Annotated in this window: 26 protein-coding genes; 6 read left to right on the forward strand and 20 right to left on the reverse strand. The window is 41.3% G+C overall.

The annotated features are described in order from the left end of the window. Positions 1–478: 478 nt before the first annotated feature. Together CWB76_RS17610 and CWB76_RS17615 are read left to right on the forward strand one after the other, a co-directional pair. Entirely contained in the window at positions 479–1648 is a 1170-nt protein-coding gene (locus CWB76_RS17610; RefSeq protein WP_138609345.1) for a DcaP family trimeric outer membrane transporter, read from the forward strand. A 182-nt stretch (positions 1649–1830) separates the two neighbouring features. Beyond that, complete coding sequence (locus CWB76_RS17615; RefSeq protein WP_171039650.1) at positions 1831–3951, forward strand: TonB-dependent siderophore receptor; 2121 nt, start codon at positions 1831–1833, stop codon at positions 3949–3951. A 112-nt stretch (positions 3952–4063) separates the two neighbouring features. On the opposite strand, the gene recA is transcribed toward CWB76_RS17615, so the two are convergent. Beyond that, the gene (gene recA / locus CWB76_RS17620) at positions 4064–5107 is read right to left on the reverse strand and encodes a recombinase RecA (RefSeq protein ID WP_058155138.1); all 1044 of its coding nucleotides are present in this window, start codon (positions 5105–5107) and stop codon (positions 4064–4066) included. A 68-nt stretch (positions 5108–5175) separates the two neighbouring features. Next, positions 5176–5664, reverse strand: coding sequence for a CinA family protein (locus CWB76_RS17625; RefSeq protein WP_138609349.1), 489 nt, complete (start codon positions 5662–5664; stop codon positions 5176–5178). Positions 5665–5685: 21 nt separating this feature from the next. Between CWB76_RS17625 and mutS the strand changes: the two genes are divergently transcribed. Further along, a complete protein-coding gene (gene mutS, locus CWB76_RS17630) occupies positions 5686–8271 on the forward strand; it encodes a DNA mismatch repair protein MutS (protein WP_138609351.1) in 2586 nt (861 codons plus the stop codon). A gap of 56 nt (positions 8272–8327) precedes the next feature. Here the strand turns inward: mutS and rpoS are convergent, their stop codons facing one another. The 11 genes from rpoS to CWB76_RS17685 all read right to left on the reverse strand — a co-directional run bounded on the left by rpoS (position 8328) and on the right by CWB76_RS17685 (position 15969). Then, positions 8328–9299 (reverse strand): RNA polymerase sigma factor RpoS, encoded by a 972-nt coding sequence (gene rpoS, locus CWB76_RS17635; protein ID WP_109874229.1) that lies wholly within the window; start codon positions 9297–9299, stop codon positions 8328–8330. Positions 9300–9416: 117 nt separating this feature from the next. After that, positions 9417–10241: a peptidoglycan DD-metalloendopeptidase family protein gene (locus tag CWB76_RS17640; protein WP_138609353.1), complete on the reverse strand. Its 825-nt coding sequence runs from the start codon at positions 10239–10241 to the stop codon at positions 9417–9419. Positions 10242–10282: 41 nt separating this feature from the next. Beyond that, complete coding sequence (locus CWB76_RS17645) at positions 10283–10861, reverse strand: YqaA family protein (protein WP_138609355.1); 579 nt, start codon at positions 10859–10861, stop codon at positions 10283–10285. Positions 10862–10870: 9 nt separating this feature from the next. After that, on the reverse strand, positions 10871–11509 hold the full coding sequence (locus CWB76_RS17650) for a protein-L-isoaspartate(D-aspartate) O-methyltransferase (protein ID WP_138609357.1): 639 nt from the start codon (positions 11507–11509) through the stop codon (positions 10871–10873). After that, the gene (gene surE, locus CWB76_RS17655) at positions 11499–12263 is read right to left on the reverse strand and encodes a 5'/3'-nucleotidase SurE (RefSeq protein WP_010387748.1); all 765 of its coding nucleotides are present in this window, start codon (positions 12261–12263) and stop codon (positions 11499–11501) included. The genes CWB76_RS17650 and surE overlap by 11 nt, the downstream gene beginning before the upstream one ends. Next, on the reverse strand, positions 12244–13293 hold the full coding sequence (gene truD, locus CWB76_RS17660; RefSeq protein ID WP_138609359.1) for a tRNA pseudouridine(13) synthase TruD: 1050 nt from the start codon (positions 13291–13293) through the stop codon (positions 12244–12246). Before truD ends, surE begins: the two co-directional genes overlap by 20 nt. Further along, a complete protein-coding gene (gene ispF, locus CWB76_RS17665) occupies positions 13290–13772 on the reverse strand; it encodes a 2-C-methyl-D-erythritol 2,4-cyclodiphosphate synthase (protein WP_008464226.1) in 483 nt (160 codons plus the stop codon). The genes truD and ispF overlap by 4 nt, the downstream gene beginning before the upstream one ends. Next, positions 13769–14470 (reverse strand): 2-C-methyl-D-erythritol 4-phosphate cytidylyltransferase, encoded by a 702-nt coding sequence (gene ispD / locus CWB76_RS17670; RefSeq protein WP_138609361.1) that lies wholly within the window; start codon positions 14468–14470, stop codon positions 13769–13771. The genes ispF and ispD overlap by 4 nt, the downstream gene beginning before the upstream one ends. Then, a complete protein-coding gene (gene ftsB / locus CWB76_RS17675) occupies positions 14460–14747 on the reverse strand; it encodes a cell division protein FtsB (protein WP_008110330.1) in 288 nt (95 codons plus the stop codon). The genes ispD and ftsB overlap by 11 nt, the downstream gene beginning before the upstream one ends. Before the next feature lie 34 nt (positions 14748–14781). After that, positions 14782–15414 (reverse strand): hypothetical protein, encoded by a 633-nt coding sequence (locus CWB76_RS17680; protein ID WP_138609363.1) that lies wholly within the window; start codon positions 15412–15414, stop codon positions 14782–14784. 75 nt (positions 15415–15489) lie between these two features. Beyond that, a complete protein-coding gene (locus CWB76_RS17685) occupies positions 15490–15969 on the reverse strand; it encodes a DUF2947 domain-containing protein (RefSeq protein ID WP_138609365.1) in 480 nt (159 codons plus the stop codon). Positions 15970–16030: 61 nt separating this feature from the next. On the opposite strand from CWB76_RS17685, the gene CWB76_RS17690 reads away from it, so the two are divergent. From CWB76_RS17690 to CWB76_RS17700, 3 genes are read left to right on the forward strand one after another with little or no spacing between them, the layout of a single operon-like run. Then, the gene (locus CWB76_RS17690; protein WP_008110327.1) at positions 16031–16255 is read left to right on the forward strand and encodes a DUF1653 domain-containing protein; all 225 of its coding nucleotides are present in this window, start codon (positions 16031–16033) and stop codon (positions 16253–16255) included. A gap of 54 nt (positions 16256–16309) precedes the next feature. Further along, positions 16310–17158 (forward strand): AAA family ATPase, encoded by an 849-nt coding sequence (locus CWB76_RS17695; RefSeq protein WP_008464234.1) that lies wholly within the window; start codon positions 16310–16312, stop codon positions 17156–17158. Position 17159: 1 nt separating this feature from the next. After that, on the forward strand, positions 17160–18347 hold the full coding sequence (locus CWB76_RS17700; protein ID WP_138609367.1) for a vWA domain-containing protein: 1188 nt from the start codon (positions 17160–17162) through the stop codon (positions 18345–18347). Between the two features lie 210 nt (positions 18348–18557). Here the strand turns inward: CWB76_RS17700 and CWB76_RS17705 are convergent, their stop codons facing one another. From CWB76_RS17705 to ppnP, 7 genes are all read right to left on the reverse strand, one after another. Next, positions 18558–19253: a hypothetical protein gene (locus CWB76_RS17705; RefSeq protein ID WP_138609369.1), complete on the reverse strand. Its 696-nt coding sequence runs from the start codon at positions 19251–19253 to the stop codon at positions 18558–18560. Positions 19254–19287: 34 nt separating this feature from the next. After that, a complete protein-coding gene (locus CWB76_RS17710) occupies positions 19288–19698 on the reverse strand; it encodes a GNAT family N-acetyltransferase (protein ID WP_138609371.1) in 411 nt (136 codons plus the stop codon). Between the two features lie 18 nt (positions 19699–19716). Beyond that, positions 19717–20172 (reverse strand): GNAT family N-acetyltransferase, encoded by a 456-nt coding sequence (locus tag CWB76_RS17715; protein WP_138609373.1) that lies wholly within the window; start codon positions 20170–20172, stop codon positions 19717–19719. Positions 20173–20465: 293 nt separating this feature from the next. Then, positions 20466–20909: a hypothetical protein gene (locus CWB76_RS17725; protein ID WP_138609378.1), complete on the reverse strand. Its 444-nt coding sequence runs from the start codon at positions 20907–20909 to the stop codon at positions 20466–20468. Between the two features lie 137 nt (positions 20910–21046). Continuing rightward, a complete protein-coding gene (locus CWB76_RS17730; RefSeq protein ID WP_138609380.1) occupies positions 21047–22279 on the reverse strand; it encodes an NRAMP family divalent metal transporter in 1233 nt (410 codons plus the stop codon). A gap of 142 nt (positions 22280–22421) precedes the next feature. Further along, positions 22422–22778 (reverse strand): ribosome hibernation-promoting factor, HPF/YfiA family, encoded by a 357-nt coding sequence (gene hpf / locus CWB76_RS17735; RefSeq protein WP_008110321.1) that lies wholly within the window; start codon positions 22776–22778, stop codon positions 22422–22424. 190 nt (positions 22779–22968) lie between these two features. Further along, positions 22969–23283, reverse strand: a complete 315-nt coding sequence (gene ppnP / locus CWB76_RS17740; protein ID WP_010387728.1) for a pyrimidine/purine nucleoside phosphorylase — start codon at positions 23281–23283, stop codon at positions 22969–22971. Positions 23284–23552 lie beyond the last annotated feature (269 nt).

Consider the following 23552-nt stretch of genomic DNA (forward strand, 5'->3'; position numbering starts at 1 on the left):
GATACCCGAGCACCTCGGCCAAGAAGGCGCTGCCCGTAGGGTTCTGCCTAGGCGCGATTTACTCTTTGTTGCTCGGTTTTCACTTAGTCCACTAGGTTACAAACCTCGCGCCATGATTTAATCGCCCCTAGTTTGAACAAATTTTAATCCGCAAAGGTCAACAGATCCCAATATCTTATCTATAATCCTCATGGCTATACCCTATTTACATAAAAAACATACTATTAAATAAAAATATGTGGGCCCTCAATAATTATTAAACCTTAGTCTAATAGACTAATAGTTAATTGAGTAAATTGTGCACATATACAACAGTAGCTTAAATATATAAAAACTTTGATTGTTTATTAATAACTCGTATTTACTAACAAATTAAATTAAAGGCAATAAATTCAATCTGTTAGTACTATATAAGTAACACACATTAATGCATATCATAATAAAACATACAACAAGTAGCCTATAAAAGGACACAACAATGAAATTAACTCCAATTAAAACACTGGCAGCGACTGCTGTACTATGTGCACTTTCTAGCACAGCATATGCTGCAACAGCTGCAAAAATAGGTGATACAGAGTTCACCTATGGTGGATACATTAAACTCGACGCAATGTGGAGTGACTACTCAGCAGGCGCACCTGCTGGCAGCAGTGTTGGCCGTGACTTTTATGTACCAAGTACATTAACAGTTGGTAGCGATGATAGTTCAGACGCAGTATTTGATATGCACGCTCGTGAGTCACGTTTCAATTTTGGAACTGCTACCTTACTAGATAATGGTAAAACAGTTAAAACTAAAATAGAGCTAGACTTTTTAGCGTCTGCCCCAGGTGGCAACGAGCGTGTGTCTAATTCATATTCTCCGCGTATTCGCCATGCATTTATTTCATACGATGGTTGGTTATTTGGTCAAACATGGTCAAACTTTCAAAACGTTGGTGCATTACCAGAAGCGCTTGATTTTGTTGGCCCAGCAGAAGGCACAGTGTTCGTTCGCCAATCTCAAATTAAATACACTACAGGTGCATGGTCTTTCTCTTTAGAAAATCCAGAAAGCACAATTACTACAGCAGGTGGTGGTATGGCAGTGACTGATGATGCCTCATTACCTGACTTTACCGCACGCTATACTCACAAAGCGGATTGGGGTAATTTTGTAGTAGCAGCCCTTGCTCGTCAACTGACCTACAAAGTAGGTGGTGTTGATGCCGATGAAACCTCATTTGGTGTTAGTGCATCGGGTATGGTGAAACTTGGTGAAGACAATCTAAAATTTATGCTTACCCAAGGTAAAGGACTAGGTCGTTATGTGGGTCTAAACGTAGCACGTGGGGCGGTTCTTAATGGTGATGACCTAGATGCGATTGATTCAACATCTGGTTTTATTGCATATCAACATAAGTGGAATAGCCAGTGGCGCTCTACTTTCCTATATTCGTTCTTATCTGCTGATAACGATGAAAATCTACTGGCAGTGTATGGCGATCCTACAGAATCAAGCCAAAGCTACAGTGCAAATATTTTATACTCACCGGTTAAACGTCTAACCTTTGGTGCGGAATTTAAACATGCAGAGCGTGAGCTTGAAAGTGGCGTAGACGGCGACATGGATCGCTTACAGTTCTCTGTTAAATATGCGTTTTAATTTCCTAACCAATTAAAATACTTCCTGAGCGGCTTCGGCCGCTTTTTTATTTCCATAGTAAATACACCTGTACACTTTTTTAAAATAACATTGATGACGTGTAAAATATTACAATAACGCAATTGCAAATCACTCTCATTTAGATTAAATTACCAACCAAATTTAATCTTATGGGAAACAAGATGCTGCACAAACAAAAAAACTCTGCATTTAAACTGAGTCTACTTACTTCACTAGTTTTATCTGGTCATGCTGTTGCAAACGACACGCAAGACAACCTGCCTTTAGAAAAAATTGCCGTTTATGGGCAACATCATAAAAACTATATTACCGAAGAAGCGCAGTCTGCAACTAAGCTAGGTTTAACAATTAAAGAAACCCCGCAATCAATTTCCGTTGTTTCACGCGCGTTGATGGATGACTTTTCACTTGATGATATTAATGCGGTACTAGAAAGCACACCAGGCGTAACAGTAGAGCAAATAGAAACCGATCGTACATACTTTAAAGCCCGTGGTTTTGAGATAACTAACTTTTTAATTGATGGCTTAGGCACTCCGCAAACCTCTGGTTCAATTCAAGGGACACTTGATACTGCAATTTACGACCGTGTTGAAATTGTACGTGGTGCCAATGGCATGATGACCGGTGCGGGTAACCCATCGGCTACTGTAAACATGGTGCTAAAAAAACCAACCTACACAACACAAGCTCATGCTTCTGCTTCTTATGGTTCGTGGAATAACAAGCGTGTAGATATAGATGTTTCTGCACCGATTAGCGATGAACACGCTGTTCGCGCTGTATTTTCCAAGCAAGATAAAGAGTCATATTTAGATCGTTACGAAACCGATAAAACTATTGCCTACCTTGCCTATGAAGGAAAGCTAGCTGACGATACGTTACTGAGCATTAACTACGTAAACCAACAAAAAGATGCTGACAGCCCATTGTGGGGCGCATTACCCCTTTATTACACTGATGGTTCACCAACTGATTATGATGAATCGACTAGTACAGCTGCAGATTGGTCTTATTGGGATAATAGCGCTGAACGTATCTATGTAACACTTGAGCAAAACTTATCAGCGACTTGGGTTGCTAAAGCCCGTTATGCCCATATAAAAAATGAACAAAATTCTGAGTTGTTTTATGTATATGGTACCCCAGATAAAGAAACTGGTTTAGGTTTAACCGGCTATGCGAGTCGTTATGATTACAAAGACACGCAAGATTTATTTGATTTATATGCCAGCGGTAAGTTTGAGTTGTTTTCATTAGAGCACGACTTATCATTTGGTATTAGCCAAGCAAACATGGACTTTAATGACCAATCGCTTTATGACTACAGCACAGGAAATGGTTTCCCTGCGATGCCTGATTTAGCGACTTGGGGTGGGATTGCACCAGAGGCAACGCTTGCGGATGCACCTAACGGCAGTGATGTACAAAATACACAAAGATCGGCCTATGTTTCAACTCGCATTAAACTAGCTGAGCCATTAAGCATTTTGGCAGGCGTACGCTATACCGATTGGGAAACTAAAGGTACTGCTTATAGTGTAGTGCAAACCCGCGATGACTCAGAGGTTATTCCTTACATTGGTACTGTGTACGACTTTACCGAGTCGTTATCAGCTTACGCAAGCTACACCGAAACGTTTGTGCCACAAAAAGAGTTAGACATTAACGCTGAACAACTGGCTCCGGTTATTGGTAAAAGTGCTGAGGTTGGCCTAAAAGCTCAACTTTTAGATGAGCAAGTATTTGTAACACTGGCCTACTTTGATGCTAAGCAAGATGGACTTGCTATTGCGCTTCCAGACTCTCTTCCTAGCGATACGCGTTATTATGCTGCAGATGGTATCAACAGTGATGGTTTCGAAATTGAGCTAAGCGGTCGATTAACAGATGATTTAAGTGCTAGCATCAGCTTTAGTAATTTAAGCATTGATGGTGATGAGCTTGTAAAAGATTACACCCCCGAAAACCAATTAAAAATGGCAGCTACTTATCAAGTACCATTTATTAGTGGTTTAACCTTAGGTGCTAATTACCGCTGGCAAGATACTACTAGCCGCGTGCAAGTAAAAGACCCAGCTGGTAACGCATTGGTTACTACAAAACAAGGGGCTTATGGCATATTAGATTTAATGGCCACCTACGAAATTACTCAAAACGTCGGTGTTACCTTTAATGTTAATAACAGCACTGATGAAAAGTACATAAACAGCCTCTTTTGGGCACAAGGTTATTACGGGGCACCACGTAACTACTCATTGTCAGTTAACTGGCAGCTATAAAGCTAACAATTAGGCTTTAAGTCACTTTATAGCAAACAATAAAAAAGCGCTAACCTAAATGGTTAGCGCTTTTTTTAAGCTCGGGTCAAATCAAGCTTTAAAACTAAATGGCTTAAAGGTCGCCTTCATCACCTAATACGTCTTCGCCATCTTCTGGCTCAACCGTTGCTTTTAGCAATAGCATTTCACGTAACTTACCTTCAATTTCATCTGCAATTTCAGGGTTTTCTTTAAGGAACTTAATTGAATTAGACTTACCTTGGCCAACTTTGTTGCCATTGTAACTGTACCAAGCACCTGCTTTTTCAACAATTTTATGCTTAACACCTAAATCAATTAGCTCGCCCTGCTTAGAAATACCTTCACCATACATAATGATAAATTCAGCTTGTTTGAACGGCGGTGCTACTTTGTTCTTCACAACTTTAACACGCGTTTCGTTACCAACAACTTCATCACCTTCTTTTACCGAGCCAATACGACGAATATCAATACGTACAGAGGCGTAAAATTTCAGGGCGTTACCACCAGTTGTTGTTTCAGGGTTACCAAACATTACACCAATTTTCATACGGATTTGGTTAATGAAAATACATAGCGTGTTTGAGCGCTTAATGTTACCTGTAAGCTTACGTAGTGCTTGTGACATTAAACGTGCTTGTAGACCCATGTGTGAATCACCCATGTCGCCTTCAATCTCAGCTTTAGGTGTTAATGCAGCAACAGAATCGACAATAACTACATCAACCGCGCTTGAGCGCACTAACATGTCACAAATTTCCAGTGCTTGTTCACCCGTATCTGGTTGAGATACCAGTAACTCATCAATATTAACGCCTAACTTTTGTGCGTAAACTGGATCAAGAGCATGCTCAGCATCAACAAAGGCACACGTTTTACCTTCTTTTTGAGCTTGTGCGATAACTTGTAATGTTAGCGTTGTTTTACCTGATGACTCTGGGCCATATACTTCAACAATACGCCCCATTGGCAAGCCGCCTATGCCTAAAGCAATATCAATACCTAGCGAGCCTGTTGATACAGCGTCAATGTTTAACGCCTTATTGTCACCCAATTTCATGATTGAACCTTTACCAAATTGACGTTCAATTTGTGATAAAGCTGCGTCCAACGCTTTTTGTTTGTTATCGTTCATTTTCTTCTCCAAATCCAGCTAATGCACACAAGTATACTGTATGAAATCACAGTATCAAGCTAATTTTATTATTTTATCTTCTCTATTATGGTTTTTAAAGAAAATACAATGGCTTGCAGCCTAACTTGCGCCCTATCACCATTAAATACTTGTTCAAACGTCCAGTGTTTACCGTTAATTTGTAGCCCAAACCACACAAGCCCTACCGGTTTGTCCTCAGTAGCGCCACCGGGCCCTGCAATCCCTGAAATAGCAATGGCAATGTCAGCACTGGCTGCCTTGCAGGCACCTGCTGCCATCTCAATAACTGTTTGTTCGCTCACTGCGCCAAATTGCTCGAGGGTATCATGCTTCACATTGAGTAATTCATGCTTGGCGTTATTGCTATAAGTAACAAATGCACGATCAATATATGCAGAGCTTCCTGGGGTATCGGTAAGCGAATAACTCACTCCACCACCAGTACATGATTCAGCGGTAGTGATCCATAAGCGTTTATCCGTTAAAATAGCGCCTAATTGCGCAGCAAGTGTCTTAATCTCTTGATGTAATTCCATATTCAGCCTTTGGGTAAATACATGTCGTTTGATCTTTATGCACCGCACACTATAAAACAACAAACCCCTATGATGCAGCAGTATCTAAAAATAAAATCAGAGCATCGCGATATTTTATTGTTTTATCGGATGGGGGATTTTTACGAACTCTTTTTTGATGACGCAAAACGCGCCGCGCAGTTGCTTGATATTTCACAAACACACCGTGGCAAAGCAGGGGGCGATCCTATTCCTATGGCGGGCGTGCCTTATCATGCGGTAGAAAACTACTTAGCCCGCTTAGTACAAATGGGCGAGTCGGTGGCTATTTGTGAACAAGTGGGTGACCCTGCCACCAGCAAAGGCCCTGTTGAACGCAAAGTAGTGCGTATTGTAACCCCAGGTACTATTTCTGACGAAGCCTTACTACAAGAGCGCCAAGACAACTTACTAACCAGTGTTTGGCAAAATAAAAAAGGTCAATACGGTGTTGCGTATCTTGATATCAACTCTGGGCGCTTCAATGTTGTTGAAGTTAGTACCGATGAAGCATTTAGCTCAACCCTACAACGCTTAGCGCCTGCTGAATTACTATATAGTGAACACTTTGAAAACACTCATTTAATTGAACATATTAAGGGAGCGCGTCGTCGCCCTGATTGGGAGTTTGACCTTGATACCGCGCAACACTTACTGTGCGAGCAGTTTGGCACCAAAGATTTAGTCGGTTTTGGGGTCGATAAAGCACATAGCGCCTTGGTAGCGGCAGGCTGTTTAATGCAGTACGTAAAAGATACCCAACGTATTGCATTACCGCACATTCGTGCAATTACCCTTGAGCATAATGAACACGCGGTAATTTTAGATGCGCCCACCCGTAAAAACCTTGAACTTACCGTTAATTTATCAGGTGGCTTTGAAAATACCCTTGCCCAAGTGCTTGATAAAACAGCCACAGCTATGGGCTCACGATTACTTAAGCGCCGTATTCATACTCCTATTCGTAATAAAGACGAGTTAAATTCTCGTCTAAATGCCATTAGTGCTATTTTAGATGTGCAATTATGCAGTGAGCTGCATGACGCTCTCAGAGATATTGGTGATATAGAACGTGTAATTGCTCGCTTGGCATTACACACTGCTCGGCCACGTGATTTAACAAGGCTTCGTAGTGCGCTTCAAGCATTAGCACCGCTACATAACTTATTAAGCGATGCCACAGATGCGCGTATTTCTCATATTATTGCCCACTCTAAAGAGCTCCCCGAGCTTCAAGCATTACTTGAACGTGCAGTGATTGATAACCCACCGGTGTTAATTCGTGATGGCGGCGTTATTGCTCCAGGGTATAACAGCGAACTTGATGAGTGGCGTAATTTAAGTCAAGGTGCCACCGATGTGCTTGAACAGCTAGAGCAACGCGAACGTGAACGCACAGGTATTAGTACACTTAAAATTGGCTATAACCGAGTGCATGGCTTTTTTATTGAGGTGAGCCGCGCTAACTCGCACTTAGTGCCTGCAGATTATATTCGTCGTCAAACGTTAAAAAATAATGAACGTTATATAATTCCAGAACTTAAAGAACATGAAGACAAGGTTCTCGGCAGCCAATCAAAAGCGCTGGCCCTAGAAAAGCAGCTATACGAACAGCTATTTGAATTTATTGCTCCGCATATCGAGCAGCTGCAAATAATGGCCTCGGTCATTGCCGATTTAGATGTACTGAATAATTTAGCAGAGCGTGCCCAAACGCTAAATTATGCCAAGCCTGAGCTTTGCGATAACGATAATATCAGCATCGAACAAGGCCGCCACCCTGTAGTTGAGCAAGTAATGAAAGACCCATTTATTGCCAATCCTGTGGAGCTCAATAGCCAGCGTAAAATGTTGATAATTACTGGTCCCAACATGGGCGGTAAATCAACTTACATGCGCCAAACTGCGCTTATTGTGCTTATGGCGCACATTGGCTGTTACGTTCCTGCTGATAGCGCAAAGATTGGTAATATTGATAGGATATTTACTCGCATTGGCGCCAGTGACGACTTAGCATCTGGGCGCTCTACCTTTATGGTTGAAATGACAGAAACCGCGGCAATTTTAAATAATGCCACCGCACAATCATTGGTATTAATGGATGAAATCGGCCGAGGAACCAGTACTTACGATGGTTTATCACTGGCATACGCAACAGCTGATCATCTTGCTTCAAAAATCGCGGCTAAAACTCTGTTCGCAACCCATTACTTTGAACTCACTGAGCTTGCAGAACAAACGCCTGGGCTGGTTAATGTGCACCTAGATGCCATTGAACACAACGATACCATTGCCTTTATGCACACGGTATTAGATGGTGCCGCAAGTAAAAGTTTTGGTTTGCAAGTGGCAGCCCTGGCTGGTGTGCCTAAAGCGGTTATTGCCCAAGCTAAACAAAAGCTAACCTTGCTTGAAAATCATCAAAGTGTCACAACAGCCACCACAGAGCAACAGGTTTTACCGTTTGATAGTGAACCGCAAATAATTCAGCCTAGTGAACTTGAGCAACAAATGACCGCAATAGATCCCGATAACCTATCACCGCGTCAGGCGCATGAACTGCTTTATAAATTAAAAGCACTGCTTTAAACGCAAACAGCCCGACTAAAAAGTCGGGCTGTATTTAATTTTACTGTGTGTTTAGATTAAGCAAACTGCTCAAATAAGCTTTCGGTACTTAATCCTTCTTGCTGCAAGATATCTTTTAACCGACGTAGCGCCTCAACCTGTATTTGGCGAACTCGCTCGCGGGTCAACCCAATTTCACGGCCCACATCTTCAAGCGTTGAAGGCTCATAACCGAGTAAACCAAACCGACGTGCCAGTACTTCGCGCTGCTTAGGGTTCAATTCACCTAACCAGTCAATAATATGCGTATTCATATCATTGTTTTGCACTTCACCTTCAGGACCTACATTTTTTTCGTCGGCAATTACATCTAACAATGCACTGTCATTCTCGCCACCAATAGGCATATCTACAGAAGCTATTTTTTCGTTTAGGCGAAGCATTTTTGTTACATCTTCGACCGGTCTGTCCAAGCTTTCTGCAATTTCTTCTGCGGTTGGCTCATGATCAAGCTTTTGAGTTAGCTCACGTGCTGTACGTAAATAAACGTTAAGCTCTTTAACAACATGAATAGGCAAACGAATAGTACGGGTTTGATTCATTATTGCCCGTTCAATGGTTTGTCGTATCCACCATGTGGCATAAGTAGAAAATCGAAAACCCCGTTCAGGATCAAACTTTTCAACTGCTCGGATCAGCCCTAAGTTACCTTCTTCAATTAAATCAAGTAGAGCAAGTCCACGATTGTTGTACCTACGCGCAATTTTTACAACTAAGCGTAAGTTACTTTCAATCATACGTTTTCGGGAGGCTTCGCAGCCTTTAAGCGATTTTCGTGCAAAAAACACTTCTTCTTCTGCACTTAATAGAGGGGAAAAACCAATCTCGCCTAAGTATAACTGGGTGGCATCGAGGTTTTTAGTGACTTCTTCTTTTACAAATACATCTTCATCTTCCACTTCATCAAGTAACTTCGTTGTCTCCTCTATTTTAGAGTCGTCAAACTTATCATCAGTGGGGGTTTTCTCAGCTTTTGCTACATCAGCCATAAGACTTCTCCTGAGCAAGCTATCAATAACTTTATGATTTAGGTCTGTAGTCGTTTTACAAGCTTTTGCTGTATTAGCCATGAGCCTTCTCCAGAACAGTCAATCAACACCTTCAGTTCAGGGTAGGTACTTAGCAGGGTTAACAGCTTTTCCTCGATAACGAATTTCAAAACGAAGTGCCGTTACTGAAGACTCTGAATTACCAATTTCTGCTATTTTTTGTCCCGCCTTCACTATTTGCTTTTCTTTCACAAGTAACGTTGAGTTATGTGCATAAGCACTTAGGTAATCATCATTATGTTTCAATATGATTAAATTACCGTAACCTCTTAGCGCACTACCCGCGTAAACTACCGTTCCTTTTGCAGCGGCGAGTACAGCAGTACCCTTTTTATTAGCAATCTGTAGGCCTTTGTAACCATTTTCCTTGTTAGAAAAGCGTTTTGTTATTTTACCTTTAGCAGGCCAAAACCAACTCAACTTTTTAGCTGAAGAACCTTGAGACTGACTAATTTTTTGGTTAGCTTGTTTTTGAACATACCTACGTTTTTTCGGCTTATCAAGCTCTTTCTTTAATTTTCTGTTACTTTTTTGTAAATTAGATGGCTTTTTAGCGGGCTTATTTCGGTAAGTTTTTTGTGCAACCCTTGACCTACTTGGTTCTAAAAGGGATACAGCCTGACCAGGAACAATAGTGTAAGGTGATGGAATTGAATTATTTTTTGCAAGTTCTCTGAAATCTTTTCCAGCACTAAAAGCAATCGAATAAAGTGTATCGCCTTTTTGTACCGTGTACTTGCCACCGTTAATATTAATCCGTGAGGGATAGTCATTAATATTATTATTTAAACTACTTACAGGAGCAGGAACATGGCGAGACGAGCATGCACAAAGCAAAACACTAATAAATAAAGCAACATAACAGCGTATTTGTTTATTCAATGTGTTTTGCCCTCTGTTTTAACATCGTTGCATTATGGCGATTATCGCAATAATACGTACGCAACAGCGATTAAAGCAACCACTGCCCAGCCAAGTACTTCAATATATTGACGTAATTTTTGTTCCATTTTAACTCCACCCCACTTCATTAAAGCAGATACTAAAAAGAAACGCGCGCCACGCCCAATAGCCGAGGCAATAATAAAGGGTAAAAACGCCATTTGTAATACGCCAGCGCCAATGGTAAATACCTTATAAGGAATAGGAGAAAACCCCGCTATAAATACCACCCAAACGCCATAATCTTTAAACCATGCAAGCGCCGTATTAAATTTATCTTGCCATTGCATTTGCGCAATAAAGGGCTCTACAACCGGTTCAAACAACCAAAATCCAAGTAAATAACCCAGTACGCCGCCAAGCACAGAAGCAACCGTGGCAAAGCTTGCAAATCGCCATGCCTTACTTGGTTGCGCTAGCGACATAGGCGCTAACATTACATCAGGTGGAACTGGGAAGAAAACCGACTCGGCAAAGCTCATCCCTGCTAAATAACGTTCTGCATGGCGGTGTTTAGCCCACACTAACGCCATATCGTATAACTTGGTAAACAACTTCAAAATGAATTCCTATTCAATATCACCAGGGACTAAAGGTACAAATCTTACTGGCGCAATTACATGCTCTGTAAAGTTATCGCCTTGGCGAATAACCATGGTTAATTTTTGTTCTTCCTCACCAATAGGGGCGAGTAATACGCCTCCATCAGCAAGTTGTGCGAGTAACTCGGGGGGAATGGTGGTTGCCGCAGCAGTCACGATAATGCCATCAAATGGCGCTTGTGACTGCCAGCCTTGCCAACCATCGCCATGTTTCATGGTGACATTGTACAAATCGAGCTGGTGTAATCGGCGTTTAGCTTGCCATTGCAAAGCTTTAATACGCTCTACCGAATATACCTTATCAAAGGTTTTAGCTAAAACCGCAGTTTGATAGCCCGATCCGGTGCCTATTTCTAACACCTTATGTTGCACACCGGCTAATCGCATTAGCTCGGTCATGCGCGCAACAATATAAGGCTGAGAAATAGTTTGCCCTTGTCCTATAGGTAGCGCGGTATTTTGATACGCTTTGTGTTTGAGTACATCATCAATAAAAATATGCCGAGGAATTTGCGCAATCGCTTTTAAAACCTCTTTATCTTCTACGCCATCTCGCTGTAAAAGGTCTGAAAGTGCTTGTGCACTGCGAGTATAATTAGCCAGCACGGTTAATCTCCAACTCGGCTAACCACTCTCCCACGGCTTTAATACTGTCTTTGGCGGTCATATCAACGCTTAACGGGGTCACTGATGCATAGCCATTATTAACCGCATAAAAGTCAGTGCCTTCACCTGCGTCGCTTTCAAGCCCTAGCGATCCATACCAAAAAATATCGCGTCCCCATGGATCGGTTTGCTTAGTCATGGTTTCTGCTTTGTGACGAGCCCCTAAACGAGTTACCTGAACGCCTTTGAGCTCAGAGAGCGGAATATCGGGAACATTAATATTAATGATCTGATCTTTGGGCAACGGATGTGAAGCAAGCCCTTTAATAATATTTACAGTAACGGCTGCCGCTGTTTCAAAATGCTCACCATGATGAGAGCACAAAGATACCGCAATTGCTGGTAAGCCTAAATGACGGCCTTCAGTCGCCGCAGCAACTGTACCAGAGTAAAGCGTATCATCGCCTAAATTACCGCCATGATTAATACCAGCAACAACCAAATCGGGTTTTTCATCCACTAATTGATTAACACCTAAATGCACACAATCAGTGGGTGTACCGTTTACCGACATAAAACCGTTGTCGAGCGTTGTGGCACGCAGCGGATTCATTAGCGTTAGTGAATTACTAGCACCACTACAATTTCTATCTGGAGCAACCAGCGTTACCTCAGCAATTTGTGTTAATGCTTGATATAAAACAGCAATACCTTTGGCATTAACACCATCATCATTACTTAATAGAATCTTCATCTGCGGTATCCTTTTCTTTTCGCTCGCGAGGGCTGGCATCAGTATAATCGACCAGTTCGCGCAGTAAAGCCGTTGCAAAACAGCCTTTGGGTAAACCAAAGCTGAGTTTTAATGTGCGTTCATCAAGTGTTTCTATGCTTAGCTCTTGGGGTATTAAACGCAGCATTCTACGCTCGTTTTTAAGCCCTAAATCCCCTAAGCCATCACACCATGCTTGATACGGTGCCAACCATGTTTTTTCTTGTTCGGTTATGCCTTTTTCACTTTTGCCCACCATGGGCGCCGACATCATAATGTCGCCAGAGGCAAGCCGTGCAATATTTTCATCACTTATCGCATCTTCAAAAAATGCATTACTGCCACTGAGCATAAATACTTCGCGGTGCATGGTTTTAGCAAGCCCATGCTCAGCCACGCGTAAACTAACAATTTGATTAAACACATGTGAACGCGCAGCAGAAATAATAATGCCTCGCAGCTTTTTATCGCGAATACGCTCACCGGCAAACATTTTTTCGGCCATCACTAGGTTGTGCCCATCACGACCAAAGCGCTGTTCACCAAAATAATTAGGCACACCTGCGCGTACCGCGTTTATACGGCATAAAATATCAAGCGGCTCGGTTACATTGCGCAAGGTAATAGTAAATCTATTTCCTTTATGGCAACCAGTGCGCAATTTTCGCTCATGGCGCTGCTGCGATACCACAAACACGCTTTCACTGTTCAGCTCAGTAAAATCAATATGCTTTTTAATCGGTACTTTTACGCTAAACCACTGCGAGCATACTCCATGGCGATCTTTCATACCGGCATAGCTTACATCACGTGGCGATACACCCGCTTTTTGTGCAATCAGCTTGGCAACATATTGGGTGTTTTCACCCTTTTTAACCACTTGCAAACACACGTGTTCACCACTGCCGGTAAATTCTATACCGAGATCCTCATCAACCATAAAGTCTTCTGCGGTGGTTTTAAAGTCGGCTTTGGAAAGCGGCGCACCATATAAATAATTTAATTCGCTCATGCGTTTTGTTTGCTCATAATGACCACAGCATGGCTTGAAATGCCTTCTTTACGCCCCTCAAAACCGAGTTTTTCGGTAGTGGTAGCTTTTACATTTACCTGTGAAAGCTCGGCATTTAAATCACTGGCAAGGTTGCCACGCATCGCTTGAATGTGCGGCAGCATTTTTGGTGCTTGTGCCACAATGGTGACATCCGCATTGCCCAATACATAGCCCTGTTGCTTGGCTAAGTTCACTACATGGCGAAGTAAAATACGGCTATCAATATTTTCATATTCACTGGCCGTATCCGGAAAATGCTTACCAATATCGCCCAGCGCTAATGATCCTAAAATAGCGTCACATAAGGCATGAATAGCTACATCACCATCTGAGTGTGCTAAAAAGCCTTGTGGATAATCAATTTTTTCGCCGCAGATAGTTAAAGGCCCTTGGCCTCCAAATTTATGCACGTCAAAACCATGGCCTATTCGTATCATGTTGCACTCTCATTATTTTGTTTTTGCAGTACAAAGCCTGCTAAATCTAAATCTTCTGGGGTGGTAATTTTAATATTATCACTACGCCCTGCTACCAGCTTTACCGGCTTATTTGCCCACTCCATTGCACTGGCTTCATCAGTAATAGTAACGCCGCCGTTAAGCGCACTTTGCAATGCCGTTTTAAGCTCGTTGTATTTAAACAGTTGCGGGGTAAGCGCTTGCCATAAATCATCACGAGGCACAGTTTGCTGCGCATGGCTTTGCCCTCGTTTTATAGTGTCTTTTACTTTGCTGGCTAAAATGCCGCCTTCATCAGCCTGCATGCACTGTGCGATTAAGCGCTCTATATCAGCAATATCGACTAAAGGTCTTGCAGCGTCGTGCACCAAAACCCAAGCAGGTGGGTTGGCAGCTAAAAACAATAAACTGTTTAACACTGAATCTGCGCGCTCTTTACCGCCAATAGCACGCACAATGCGAGGATCAGCTAGCGTAAGGTCGTCAAAGTAGGGGTCGGTTTCGCTCAGAGCCACCACTATAGAGTTTAACTGCGGTAACTGCGATAACTTAGCGAGCGTATGCTCTAGAATGGTTTTCCCTGCTAAGGAAATATATTGCTTTGGTGTTGTGTGTTGCATTCGACTGCCAACACCTGCGGCAGGAACAATAGCAGCAATAGTTTGTTTATTTGTCATGGTGTTGAGCCGGTAAAACACGAATAAAGGTTTCGTCCGGTTTAATCATTCCTAATTCGTTGCGGGCACGCTCTTCAATGCCTTCGTGGCCGAGCTTTAAATCTTCTATATCCGCTTTTAATACTTTATTACGCTTTATTAGTTTTTCGTTAGTTTGTTGATGCGATGCCACCGCATTTTTTAAACGGGTGTAGTCTTGCACCCCGTTATGACCAAACCAAAGGCGATACTGGATAAAAAGTGCTAAGCACAACAAGCCAAATTGAAAAAATCGCATTAAACACTCCTTATTTTAATTTTTAATTATCTACTTATGCTAGCGGCCGCTTAACATTGCGCCAATTAATATTGGCAGCTAGTAACATTTCCCGTAGTGACAAAACCCGTGGCGTGCTACGCTTTGAAAACTGCCACTGGTGGCCACAACACGCCGCTGCAAGGCTCGTTTTACTAGGTTTAAGCAGTTGCGCACTTTGCTGCTCAAGTCCTTGGCCTAAAAAATCAAACCAGCCAAGTTCATTACAATGCAGTTGCGTATCAGCTACTTGATCAATGCTGTCTATTCTAACCCGAATTTGACCGTGACTTTGTAATAATACCGGAATTATTAGCCCTACTTTGGCATGCGCTTGATAAAAAAGTTCATTCGCTGAAGGATTAGCCTCTGGCGGTGTTGGTTTTTGCTTTTCAAGCCAGCCTCCATTTTGCGCATCAAGCGTAAAAGGCAATGGTGCATTAGCTACACGTGTTGCGGCACGTTCAATATAATAAGGCAGACTTTTTAATTGCCTGCGTAAACGGTCACCATTAGGTTCAGCCACTAAGCGCTGAACTTCACGCTGATAAAAAGCATTGCATAATTGTGCGTAAAGCACTTTTTGTGCATCAGTTTGCCACATTTCAACTTGCCGGCTTGTGTTAAACTGCTTATTTTTAGCAACCAATCGCTGTACTCAAAAAAACATTTTAATACTGTTTTATAACACAGTAACGCACAGTTTTTAAGCACTTGTAGTAATTTAAGCGCTTGGCTTTTCACCTAATTTTGCAATACCTGATTCTAAAAATTGCACCATAGTGCTGCGCTTTTTACCTATTAATAAGCTGCCATCAGCCAAAAACATAAAGTTTTGCCAGTTACGTTTAAACACATCAAATGTCGTTTCGATAATATTGTCGCGTGCCATGCAAAAATACACTGTGGTATTAGCCTGCCAATCTAAGTGGTTCAAAATAGCATCTGGAAATTGGGGTTCTTCGCTTTCCCACGCATCTTCCCAATTAATTTCTTTGCTAAAGTTTTGCTCTTGCGCGCACCAATCGGTTTTATCAAAAAAGTCTGGATGATCATGTTCGCGACTCACCATGGTTGTCCACAGTACGGCGGCACGCTCGCTGGTCATGGGTTTAATATTGGCTGCATCAATATCTGAAACCGGAATATCTTTGTGGCGAAATACCCAGGCTTTTTTGTAATCATCAAGAGAAATATAATTCATAGTATTGCTGTATTCTTTGGCATAATAAAAAGCGAAGGCAAATTATACAAGATAACAGACTATGACTACAGCACTAAAACTGGGTTTATATCAACACTACAAAGGCCCACAATATAAAGTTATGCATGTGGCGACCCACAGCGAAACCAACGAGCAGTTGGTTATTTACCAAGCCTTATACGGTGAGTACGGCATATGGGCACGCCCACTAAGTATGTTTACTGAAACCGTAGAAAAAGACGGTAAAACTATCGCCCGTTTTGCCTACCTTGGTGAAGCCGATTAACTATGGCATTATAACGCATAACAATTACTGCTCAGACCAGATAAAGGATAACCCGTGCAATTTAATTCTACTGATAATTACATCGCAAGCTCAGCATTAAAACAGGCAGTAAACGCCGCTATTATGCTGCAAAAACCGCTTTTAATTAAAGGCGAGCCTGGCACAGGTAAAACCATGCTGGCTGAAGAGTTAGCGAAAAGTTTAGATACTGAGCTTATTCAGTGGCATATAAAATCAACCACTAAAGCGCAGCAAGGTTTGTACGAGTACGATGCGGTATCGCGTTTGCGCGACAGCCAGCTAGGTGATGAGCGCGTTCACAATATTAGCAACTACATAGTTAAAGGTAAGCTGTGGCAAGCCTTCATGTACGCTGAATTAAACGGCAAACGCCCAGTACTGCTTATTGACGAAATAGACAAAGCCGATATTGAGTTTCCAAACGATTTACTACTCGAACTCGATAAAATGGAATTTCATGTATACGAAACCGGTGAGCGCATTGTGGCTAAAGAGCGCCCTATTGTGATCATCACATCAAACAATGAAAAAGAGCTGCCTGATGCGTTTTTACGTCGCTGTTTTTTCCATTATATTGATTTTCCAAATAGCGACGAAATGCAGCAAATTATTGATGTGCACTACCCGCATGTTAAACAAGATTTAGTTCGCCAAGCGCTAGAAGTATTTTTTAACTTACGCGAAGCCAACGGCCTTAAAAAGAAGCCATCCACCAGCGAGTTACTGGATTGGTTAAAACTATTAATGGCTGAAGATATAGACGCAAAAACCCTGCACGACAAAGCGCAAAAAGGCGGTTTAATGCCGATGTTCGGCGCGCTACTTAAAAACGAGCAAGACATAAGCCTAATCGAAAAACTCGCGTTTATGAGCCGTCGCTAACATGTTGGTACAGTTTTTTTTCACGCTACGTAAATACCGCTTGCCTGTGAGCCTGCGCGAACTGCTCGATTTAATTAACGCTTTAAAACAAGGCGTTATATTTGCTGATGTAGACGCGTTTTATCATTTAGCGCGCACTATTATGGTAAAAGACGAAACCCATTTTGACCGGTTCGATAAAGCCTTTAGCGATTACTTTAGCGGTATTGCCGACTTAGACCTGCTCGAGAGCTTAAAACAGCAACACAACCTACCTGAAGATTGGTTGCGTAAAGAGTTTGAAAAGCATCTAAGTGATGAAGAAAAAGCCCAACTAAAAGCTATGGGCGGGCTCGACGAGCTAATGAAAACCCTAAAAGAGCGTTTAGAAGAACAGCAAAAACGCCATGCTGGCGGCAATAAGTGGGTAGGTACAGGCGGCACCTCGCCTTTTGGGGCATACGGCTATAACCCTGAGGGTGTACGTATTGGTCAAGACGGCAACCGCAATCGCCAAGCAGTAAAAGTGTGGGATAAGCGCGAATACCGTAACCTCGATTCTGACCGCGAAATTGGTTCACGTACCATAAAGCTGGCACTTAAAAAACTACGCAAATTTGCTCGTACTGGCGCAAGCGACACCCTTGATTTAAACGAGACTATTCGCGCGACCGCCAAGCAAGGCGGCATGCTCGATGTAAAAATGGCCCCCGAGCGCCATAACGCGGTAAAAGTATTGATGCTGTTTGATATTGGCGGTTCAATGGATGACTACATTCATACCTGTGAAGAGTTATTTAGCGCCGCCCACAGCGAGTTTAAACATTTAGAGTTTTACTACTTTCATAACTGTTTATACGAACACGTTTGGCAAGATAACCAACGCCGCCACTCAAACGTTATTGACACCATGACACTCATCAACAAGTTTACCAGCGACTACAAAGTAATATTTGTTGGCGATGCCACTATGGGCCCATATGAAATTGCCTACCCTGGCGGCTCAGTAGAGCATTGGAATGAAGAACCTGGTAGTGCGTGGTTAAACCGAATCACCAATCACTTTGATAAAGTCGCGTGGCTCAACCCACAGCCGGTTGAGCATTGGCCGTACTATCAATCAATTGACTTTATAAAGCAGCTAATGAACAACCGCATGTATGCGCTGAGTTTAGATGGGATAAGTAGAGCGATAAAGGAGCTGAGTTGATAGTTAATATCTATGGCAGCTCAGTGCTAATAGCGAAGCTTCGGGCGTGAACCTGTAACTTTGTTGGGTGGCGCCTTCGGCTTAACCAACCTACCTTTGACGTAGGTCGGATAAGTGGCGAAGCCACGCCATCCGACAAAAAAAGATGAATTCACCAGAAACAACCCGACTTACCGCTTTTTAAATCACCTCTTGAGTACGACTTCGTTATTACTCAGGAAGCACTTCAATATTTACAATATCGTCTTTTGTAACTGCAATAGATTGATAACCATCCTGATCAAAAATGCAAGCTTCTGGGTTTATAAGCTTGTGATAAGATGAAACTAAAATTTTACCCCATGGGTACTCCGTAAAAGTTTTCACTTTTGATGGATTTAAAGCACAGCGAATGAGAAGAGGTTTACCAATTTCCGACAACTTCATACCGATAGAGTCGTCGAAATCAAAACACATCATAACCTGCTCACCGCCATATAAACCGATTAAAAATTTCGAACCACTATTACCAAGAGCTACTTCAGTAAAATTAAAAAATATTCGTTTATCTCTAGCTGGACAATATTCTTCTGTGAAAAAATCGCTCCAACAACTCTTAATAAAGTCAATTTCATTTAAAGAAAACCGATGACCATGTTCTGTTAGGAAGGTGTTCCTAATCTCACTTCCATTTCTGACAAGGAGTCCTCTTTCTTTTATTTGCTCAGGAATGGCCCTTGTATAATGAATACCGACAACTTTCCTTTCCGAGCAGTGTTTATCAATATCTTTTACTAACTCGAGGACACAACTGTATTTAAACATACTTTCCAAGTGGTAATGTTTACGACATAGCTCGTCTAATGTTCTTAATCTATCAGTAAATGCCTTTGGTAATTTTAAGGGCTTAGTAAGGTCAATAACCATATAAAAAATTAGTTCCTTTAATCCATAATATTAACTAAATAAACTTACACATTCCAAACCCTAAAACATCTCCATCGCGCTTTATATAGCCATATTGTGCGTAAAAACTTTCTTTCCCGTAAGCACTTAATAAACCTACTGTAGCGCCATTAGAGCAGGTACTGCTTAGATAGTTTTCAATGTGGGTCATTACTAAACGAGCAATACCTTGTTTTTGATAACTAGGCGCAACAATTATATCTTGAATATAAAAATACATTGCGCCATCACCAATCACTCTCCCAGTGCCTATCAACTTATCAGTGTCGTACACGGCAACCCAAAATAGTGAGTTTTCGATGCTTGTTTTTAATATTTCATCGTCAGGATTTTGCCACTTTACTTGTGTACGTAAATTAGCAAACTCATCCAGTGCAGGGGCTTTAAATCCAACTTTATAAGCCATAATATCCCTTTCTCACTTTTAAAGCTCTTTAATCATAAACAAGCTGTACGGATCTAGCTCATAATCACCAAACGGTTCACACTCTTTAAAACCAAATTGGGCGTAGAGCTTTTGTGCGGGCAAAAATGCCTCTGCTGTTCCAGTTTCTAAGCTTATTGTTTTGTAACCTCGCAGTGTTGCCTGCTCAATAATATGCGTAAGTAGCTTAGCCGCTATGCCTTGGCGTAAATAGTTACTTGAGGTACGCATTGATTTCATTTCGCCATGAGTTGTATTGAGCGCTTTTAATGCGCCAACACCCGCTAAATTATTATCAATCCATAAGCTATAAAATGTTATGTTGGGCTGAGTGAGTTGACTCACATCAAGTGCATGTACGCTCTCAACAGGTGAGTGCTTTAGCATATCGTTATGATGCGTTTGTAATAGTTTTATGACGTGTGGGTTTGAAAGCTCGCCTGTTCTTATTTCCATTTACAACTCATTTTTCCGTGTATTAATATTTAATATAAAGCGCTAATAACTTTATATTTAACTCATCATTACTTGAAGCTAAAACGCTACCGACTGATTTCGAGTGTTCTAAGTCCCCTATTCGTATCTCAAACCTTTGATTATCACAACTATCAATAAAAATATGTACTTCTTTATCCTCATCATAAAATGATGCGAAGTTGTCTGTAATGAGCATATTAAATATCATAGTTTCTTCCTTGTAGATTAAACATAAAATAATGATCCCCTAGGACAATTTAAAGTTACAAGGCTTATAACGAAGGATTGCTATAAATTTTAAAATATTGATAAAAAATATTCTTTCTCGAAACTCCTTTAAGTGAAGAAATTAGTGGAAATAAAAATCTCTTGCTATCTAGTATTTCTATTTTCCATTCAGTATCGCCAATAAAATGAAAATTTAACGTGTTCGAGTTTTGAATATTATAATTTCGAAAAGATCCCGTTGAATACATGCTACCAATCGTAGCTGAATCAACAACATCAAGATGCTCATTCAAGAGATGGATATGAAGCATATCCTCGTAAGGATTATCATCCGTCATAAAAACAAGGTATTTACAACCTGCTTTAATACAAAGCTCCAAATAAGTACCATCAACAACTTTATCTGTTTGCGTATTATTTAAAAAGATACAGCTCTGTTCTGGAGACTTAGGGATTGCCTTAAATACTTGGCTTTCAAGTATGATCATCTTTTTCACCTAGCTATTACTTTTGACAGGCCAATTCTCGCCCACCGTAGCCTATCACGGTCTACAACAAACGACATTTATGCAGAGGTTGTTTGATTTGTTCCTTTCATCTCGAACCTCGAACCTCGAATATAAAATCACATCAACTTCCACACAACAAACGCCACAGCAAAACCAACCAAGTACACCAAGCCTAACCAGGTTAAGCCACGCAAAAGTAGACTGTGTTTAATCGCAGGCTCTGAGCGAACTAGGCTGAAGTTAAGCCATGCAAAAACGGGTGTAGTTACAAACGCAAGCGTCATGGCAAAGGTAAGCATGGGCCCAAGAGCTGATTTAAAAAATAAGATCACCGCCATACCAGCCAATGCTTGTAATATAAGCCACGTATTTAAGCTGTGTTTTGATTGCTTAAAACCAAGAAGTTTATGCGATTCGTTAAGTGTTCGGGCGTAACCGTCAAGCACGGTGAGTGTGGTGCCAAACATACACAAAAACGCGATAGCAGATACCAAAGGCCTTGCCCACTCGCCAATAGTCAATGCGTACATATCAATCAGCTGTTTAGCAAAGACGACACCGCCAAGCTCTATATTACTGCTTTGCCCATATTGCACTAACGCACCTAAACTAAAAAATACCAGCGCAAGCCCGGCGGTTAACCAATAACCTACATTAAAGTCGAATAAGCCTTGGCTTTTAGTCACACTTTGCTGAGCTTGTTTTTCTTTAAGCCACAACGAGCTCAGAGCCGAAATTTCAATAGGCGCTGGCATCCAGCCCATTAAGGCAACCATAAAGCCTAACATGGCAAGTTCATATGGTGAGGGGCCAACATAGTTTACAGGAGCTACAGGGCCGTTATTTATAGCAATAACTAATGCGGTTATGGTTGCTATAGTAAGTAGCCCCATAATAGCTTTTGCAACGTTATCGAGCGCTTTAAAGTGCCCTAGTAATAATATAATTAAACACACAGCCAATATTAACCAGCACAATAAGGTAACAGGAATACTAATAGGTAATGCGTAGTGTAATAAGCTCGCCGTAAGCAACAATACGCCCGCGGTATTTACCACAGCGGCAATAATATTGAGGGCAATAAAACTGTAAAAATAGCCAGGCCCTTGGTTTTTATATCCTTCGACTAAACTATTTTTAGTAGCGAGTGTGTACTCCATACCAAAACGAAAAAACGGGTACTTTAAAACGTTAACCACCACAATAAGCCAAAATAGCTGCCAGCCAAATAATGCGCCAGCTTGGGTCGATGCAACTAAGTGTGAGCCACCAATGGCAGCGGTGGCCATTAAAATACCCGGGCCGAGCGCCCCTAACCTAGACTTCCATGTGCTTTGTGTGTACTGCATTAACTTCTCAAATTTGGTGTGTTATGTGCTTTTATTATTAATTTTAATCATTAATAAACTGTGTGAATGCATAACTTACCTAATTTACAGACAATAAAAAAGAGCCCTTAGGCTCTTTTTAAAAATAAAGCATTGTTAGTTATTAATTTAAATCCATCTCTTGGATGATTTCGTGTGCTATTTCAGGTGTGGTACTTACAGGCTTTTCATGTAAGTTTGCTTTTATTTGCCCTTTACGATGCTTTAGTGCAGCATCGAGTTTTTTAGCTGCGCTAGAAATGGCTGGGTACATAACCTCGTTTTCCCCTTTAACTGATATTCGCGCACCTTCATAATTTGTACTAATTTCTGCTTGGAACTTGTGATGCTCTTTTGAAAGAATAATGTCGAGCGCTATCAATGATGGAAAATGACTCTCAATTTTAGAAAACTTTTCGTTAATGTGTTCTTTAATAGAATCAGTAACGTCAACATGGTGACCAGAAAGATTAATTTTCATAGGGTATCCTTTTTTATGTTACCTCACAGTTAGTATTGGGGGCTAAACGAATTAACACAAGAGAAAATAGCTAAATTTAGCAATTATTTATTACCCCACCTGATTTAGATCATTCATTTAGCATTAAGTATGCAAAAAGCCGCGTGATAGCGGCTTTTCAGAGGTGCTGATAATTTAACCATTCATGTAATTAATCTGTGTATGAACAGCAATAATCAGCAAAATCACTTACTTTTACATGGAAGCTGACATTAGCATCAACATTAAATGACTCACCCGCATTAAATGTTTTCCACTCGCTTTCACCTGGTAATAACACATCCCACTGCCCTGCTAACAACTCCATACACTCTTTTTGGTTAGTATTAAACTCAAATTCACCGGGTTGCATAAAACCCAAGGTTTTCGCTTCACCATTTCCTAAAAGCACAGTTCGGCTTGATACTTTGCCATCAAAATATACATTGGCTTTTTTAACCACACTAACGTTATCGAACTTTGGCATGTTAACTCCTGTTATTAATTTATAATTTTGTTACCTCCACAGTGCCTGATACACAAAAACCTTGCAAGTTAAGTGCTGTGAAAATTACTCATTTAGAAGCCAAAAGGTTAAAAATGAAAGACTTTATGGAAAATAGGCTTTGAGCAACGGGCTAAACTTTTCGAACAGGTCTTTTAATGATTTGTGCACAAAGAGGACTATGAGACGCTACGCTTTAGAGAAGTGATCAAACAGCAGAATTGACTTTGTAATTTAGGTTTTGTATTGCC

The organism is Pseudoalteromonas sp. S1609 (genome assembly GCF_005887255.1).
GTDB lineage: Bacteria > Pseudomonadota > Gammaproteobacteria > Enterobacterales > Alteromonadaceae > Pseudoalteromonas.

Excerpts from the sequence above, each read along its gene's own strand:
- ispF (WP_008464226.1), bottom strand. The coding sequence starts at position 13,772 with ATGATACGAATAGGCCATGGTTTTGACGTGCATAAATTTGGAGGCCAA.
- CWB76_RS17715 (WP_138609373.1), bottom strand. The coding sequence starts at position 20,172 with ATGGAAATAAGAACAGGCGAGCTTTCAAACCCACACGTCATAAAACTA.
- rpoS (WP_109874229.1), bottom strand. The coding sequence starts at position 9,299 with ATGGCTGATGTAGCAAAAGCTGAGAAAACCCCCACTGATGATAAGTTT.
- ispD (WP_138609361.1), bottom strand. The coding sequence starts at position 14,470 with ATGACAAATAAACAAACTATTGCTGCTATTGTTCCTGCCGCAGGTGTT.
- CWB76_RS17690 (WP_008110327.1), top strand. The coding sequence starts at position 16,031 with ATGACTACAGCACTAAAACTGGGTTTATATCAACACTACAAAGGCCCA.
- CWB76_RS17725 (WP_138609378.1), bottom strand. The coding sequence starts at position 20,909 with ATGATCATACTTGAAAGCCAAGTATTTAAGGCAATCCCTAAGTCTCCA.
- CWB76_RS17625 (WP_138609349.1), bottom strand. The coding sequence starts at position 5,664 with ATGGAATTACATCAAGAGATTAAGACACTTGCTGCGCAATTAGGCGCT.
- surE (WP_010387748.1), bottom strand. The coding sequence starts at position 12,263 with ATGAAGATTCTATTAAGTAATGATGATGGTGTTAATGCCAAAGGTATT.
- recA (WP_058155138.1), bottom strand. The coding sequence starts at position 5,107 with ATGAACGATAACAAACAAAAAGCGTTGGACGCAGCTTTATCACAAATT.
- truD (WP_138609359.1), bottom strand. The coding sequence starts at position 13,293 with ATGAGCGAATTAAATTATTTATATGGTGCGCCGCTTTCCAAAGCCGAC.
- CWB76_RS17730 (WP_138609380.1), bottom strand. The coding sequence starts at position 22,279 with ATGCAGTACACACAAAGCACATGGAAGTCTAGGTTAGGGGCGCTCGGC.
- CWB76_RS17610 (WP_138609345.1), top strand. The coding sequence starts at position 479 with ATGAAATTAACTCCAATTAAAACACTGGCAGCGACTGCTGTACTATGT.
- CWB76_RS17700 (WP_138609367.1), top strand. The coding sequence starts at position 17,160 with ATGTTGGTACAGTTTTTTTTCACGCTACGTAAATACCGCTTGCCTGTG.
- ftsB (WP_008110330.1), bottom strand. The coding sequence starts at position 14,747 with ATGCGATTTTTTCAATTTGGCTTGTTGTGCTTAGCACTTTTTATCCAG.
- CWB76_RS17705 (WP_138609369.1), bottom strand. The coding sequence starts at position 19,253 with ATGGTTATTGACCTTACTAAGCCCTTAAAATTACCAAAGGCATTTACT.
- mutS (WP_138609351.1), top strand. The coding sequence starts at position 5,686 with ATGTCGTTTGATCTTTATGCACCGCACACTATAAAACAACAAACCCCT.
- ppnP (WP_010387728.1), bottom strand. The coding sequence starts at position 23,283 with ATGCCAAAGTTCGATAACGTTAGTGTGGTTAAAAAAGCCAATGTATAT.
- CWB76_RS17615 (WP_171039650.1), top strand. The coding sequence starts at position 1,831 with ATGCTGCACAAACAAAAAAACTCTGCATTTAAACTGAGTCTACTTACT.
- hpf (WP_008110321.1), bottom strand. The coding sequence starts at position 22,778 with ATGAAAATTAATCTTTCTGGTCACCATGTTGACGTTACTGATTCTATT.
- CWB76_RS17710 (WP_138609371.1), bottom strand. The coding sequence starts at position 19,698 with ATGGCTTATAAAGTTGGATTTAAAGCCCCTGCACTGGATGAGTTTGCT.
- CWB76_RS17685 (WP_138609365.1), bottom strand. The coding sequence starts at position 15,969 with ATGAATTATATTTCTCTTGATGATTACAAAAAAGCCTGGGTATTTCGC.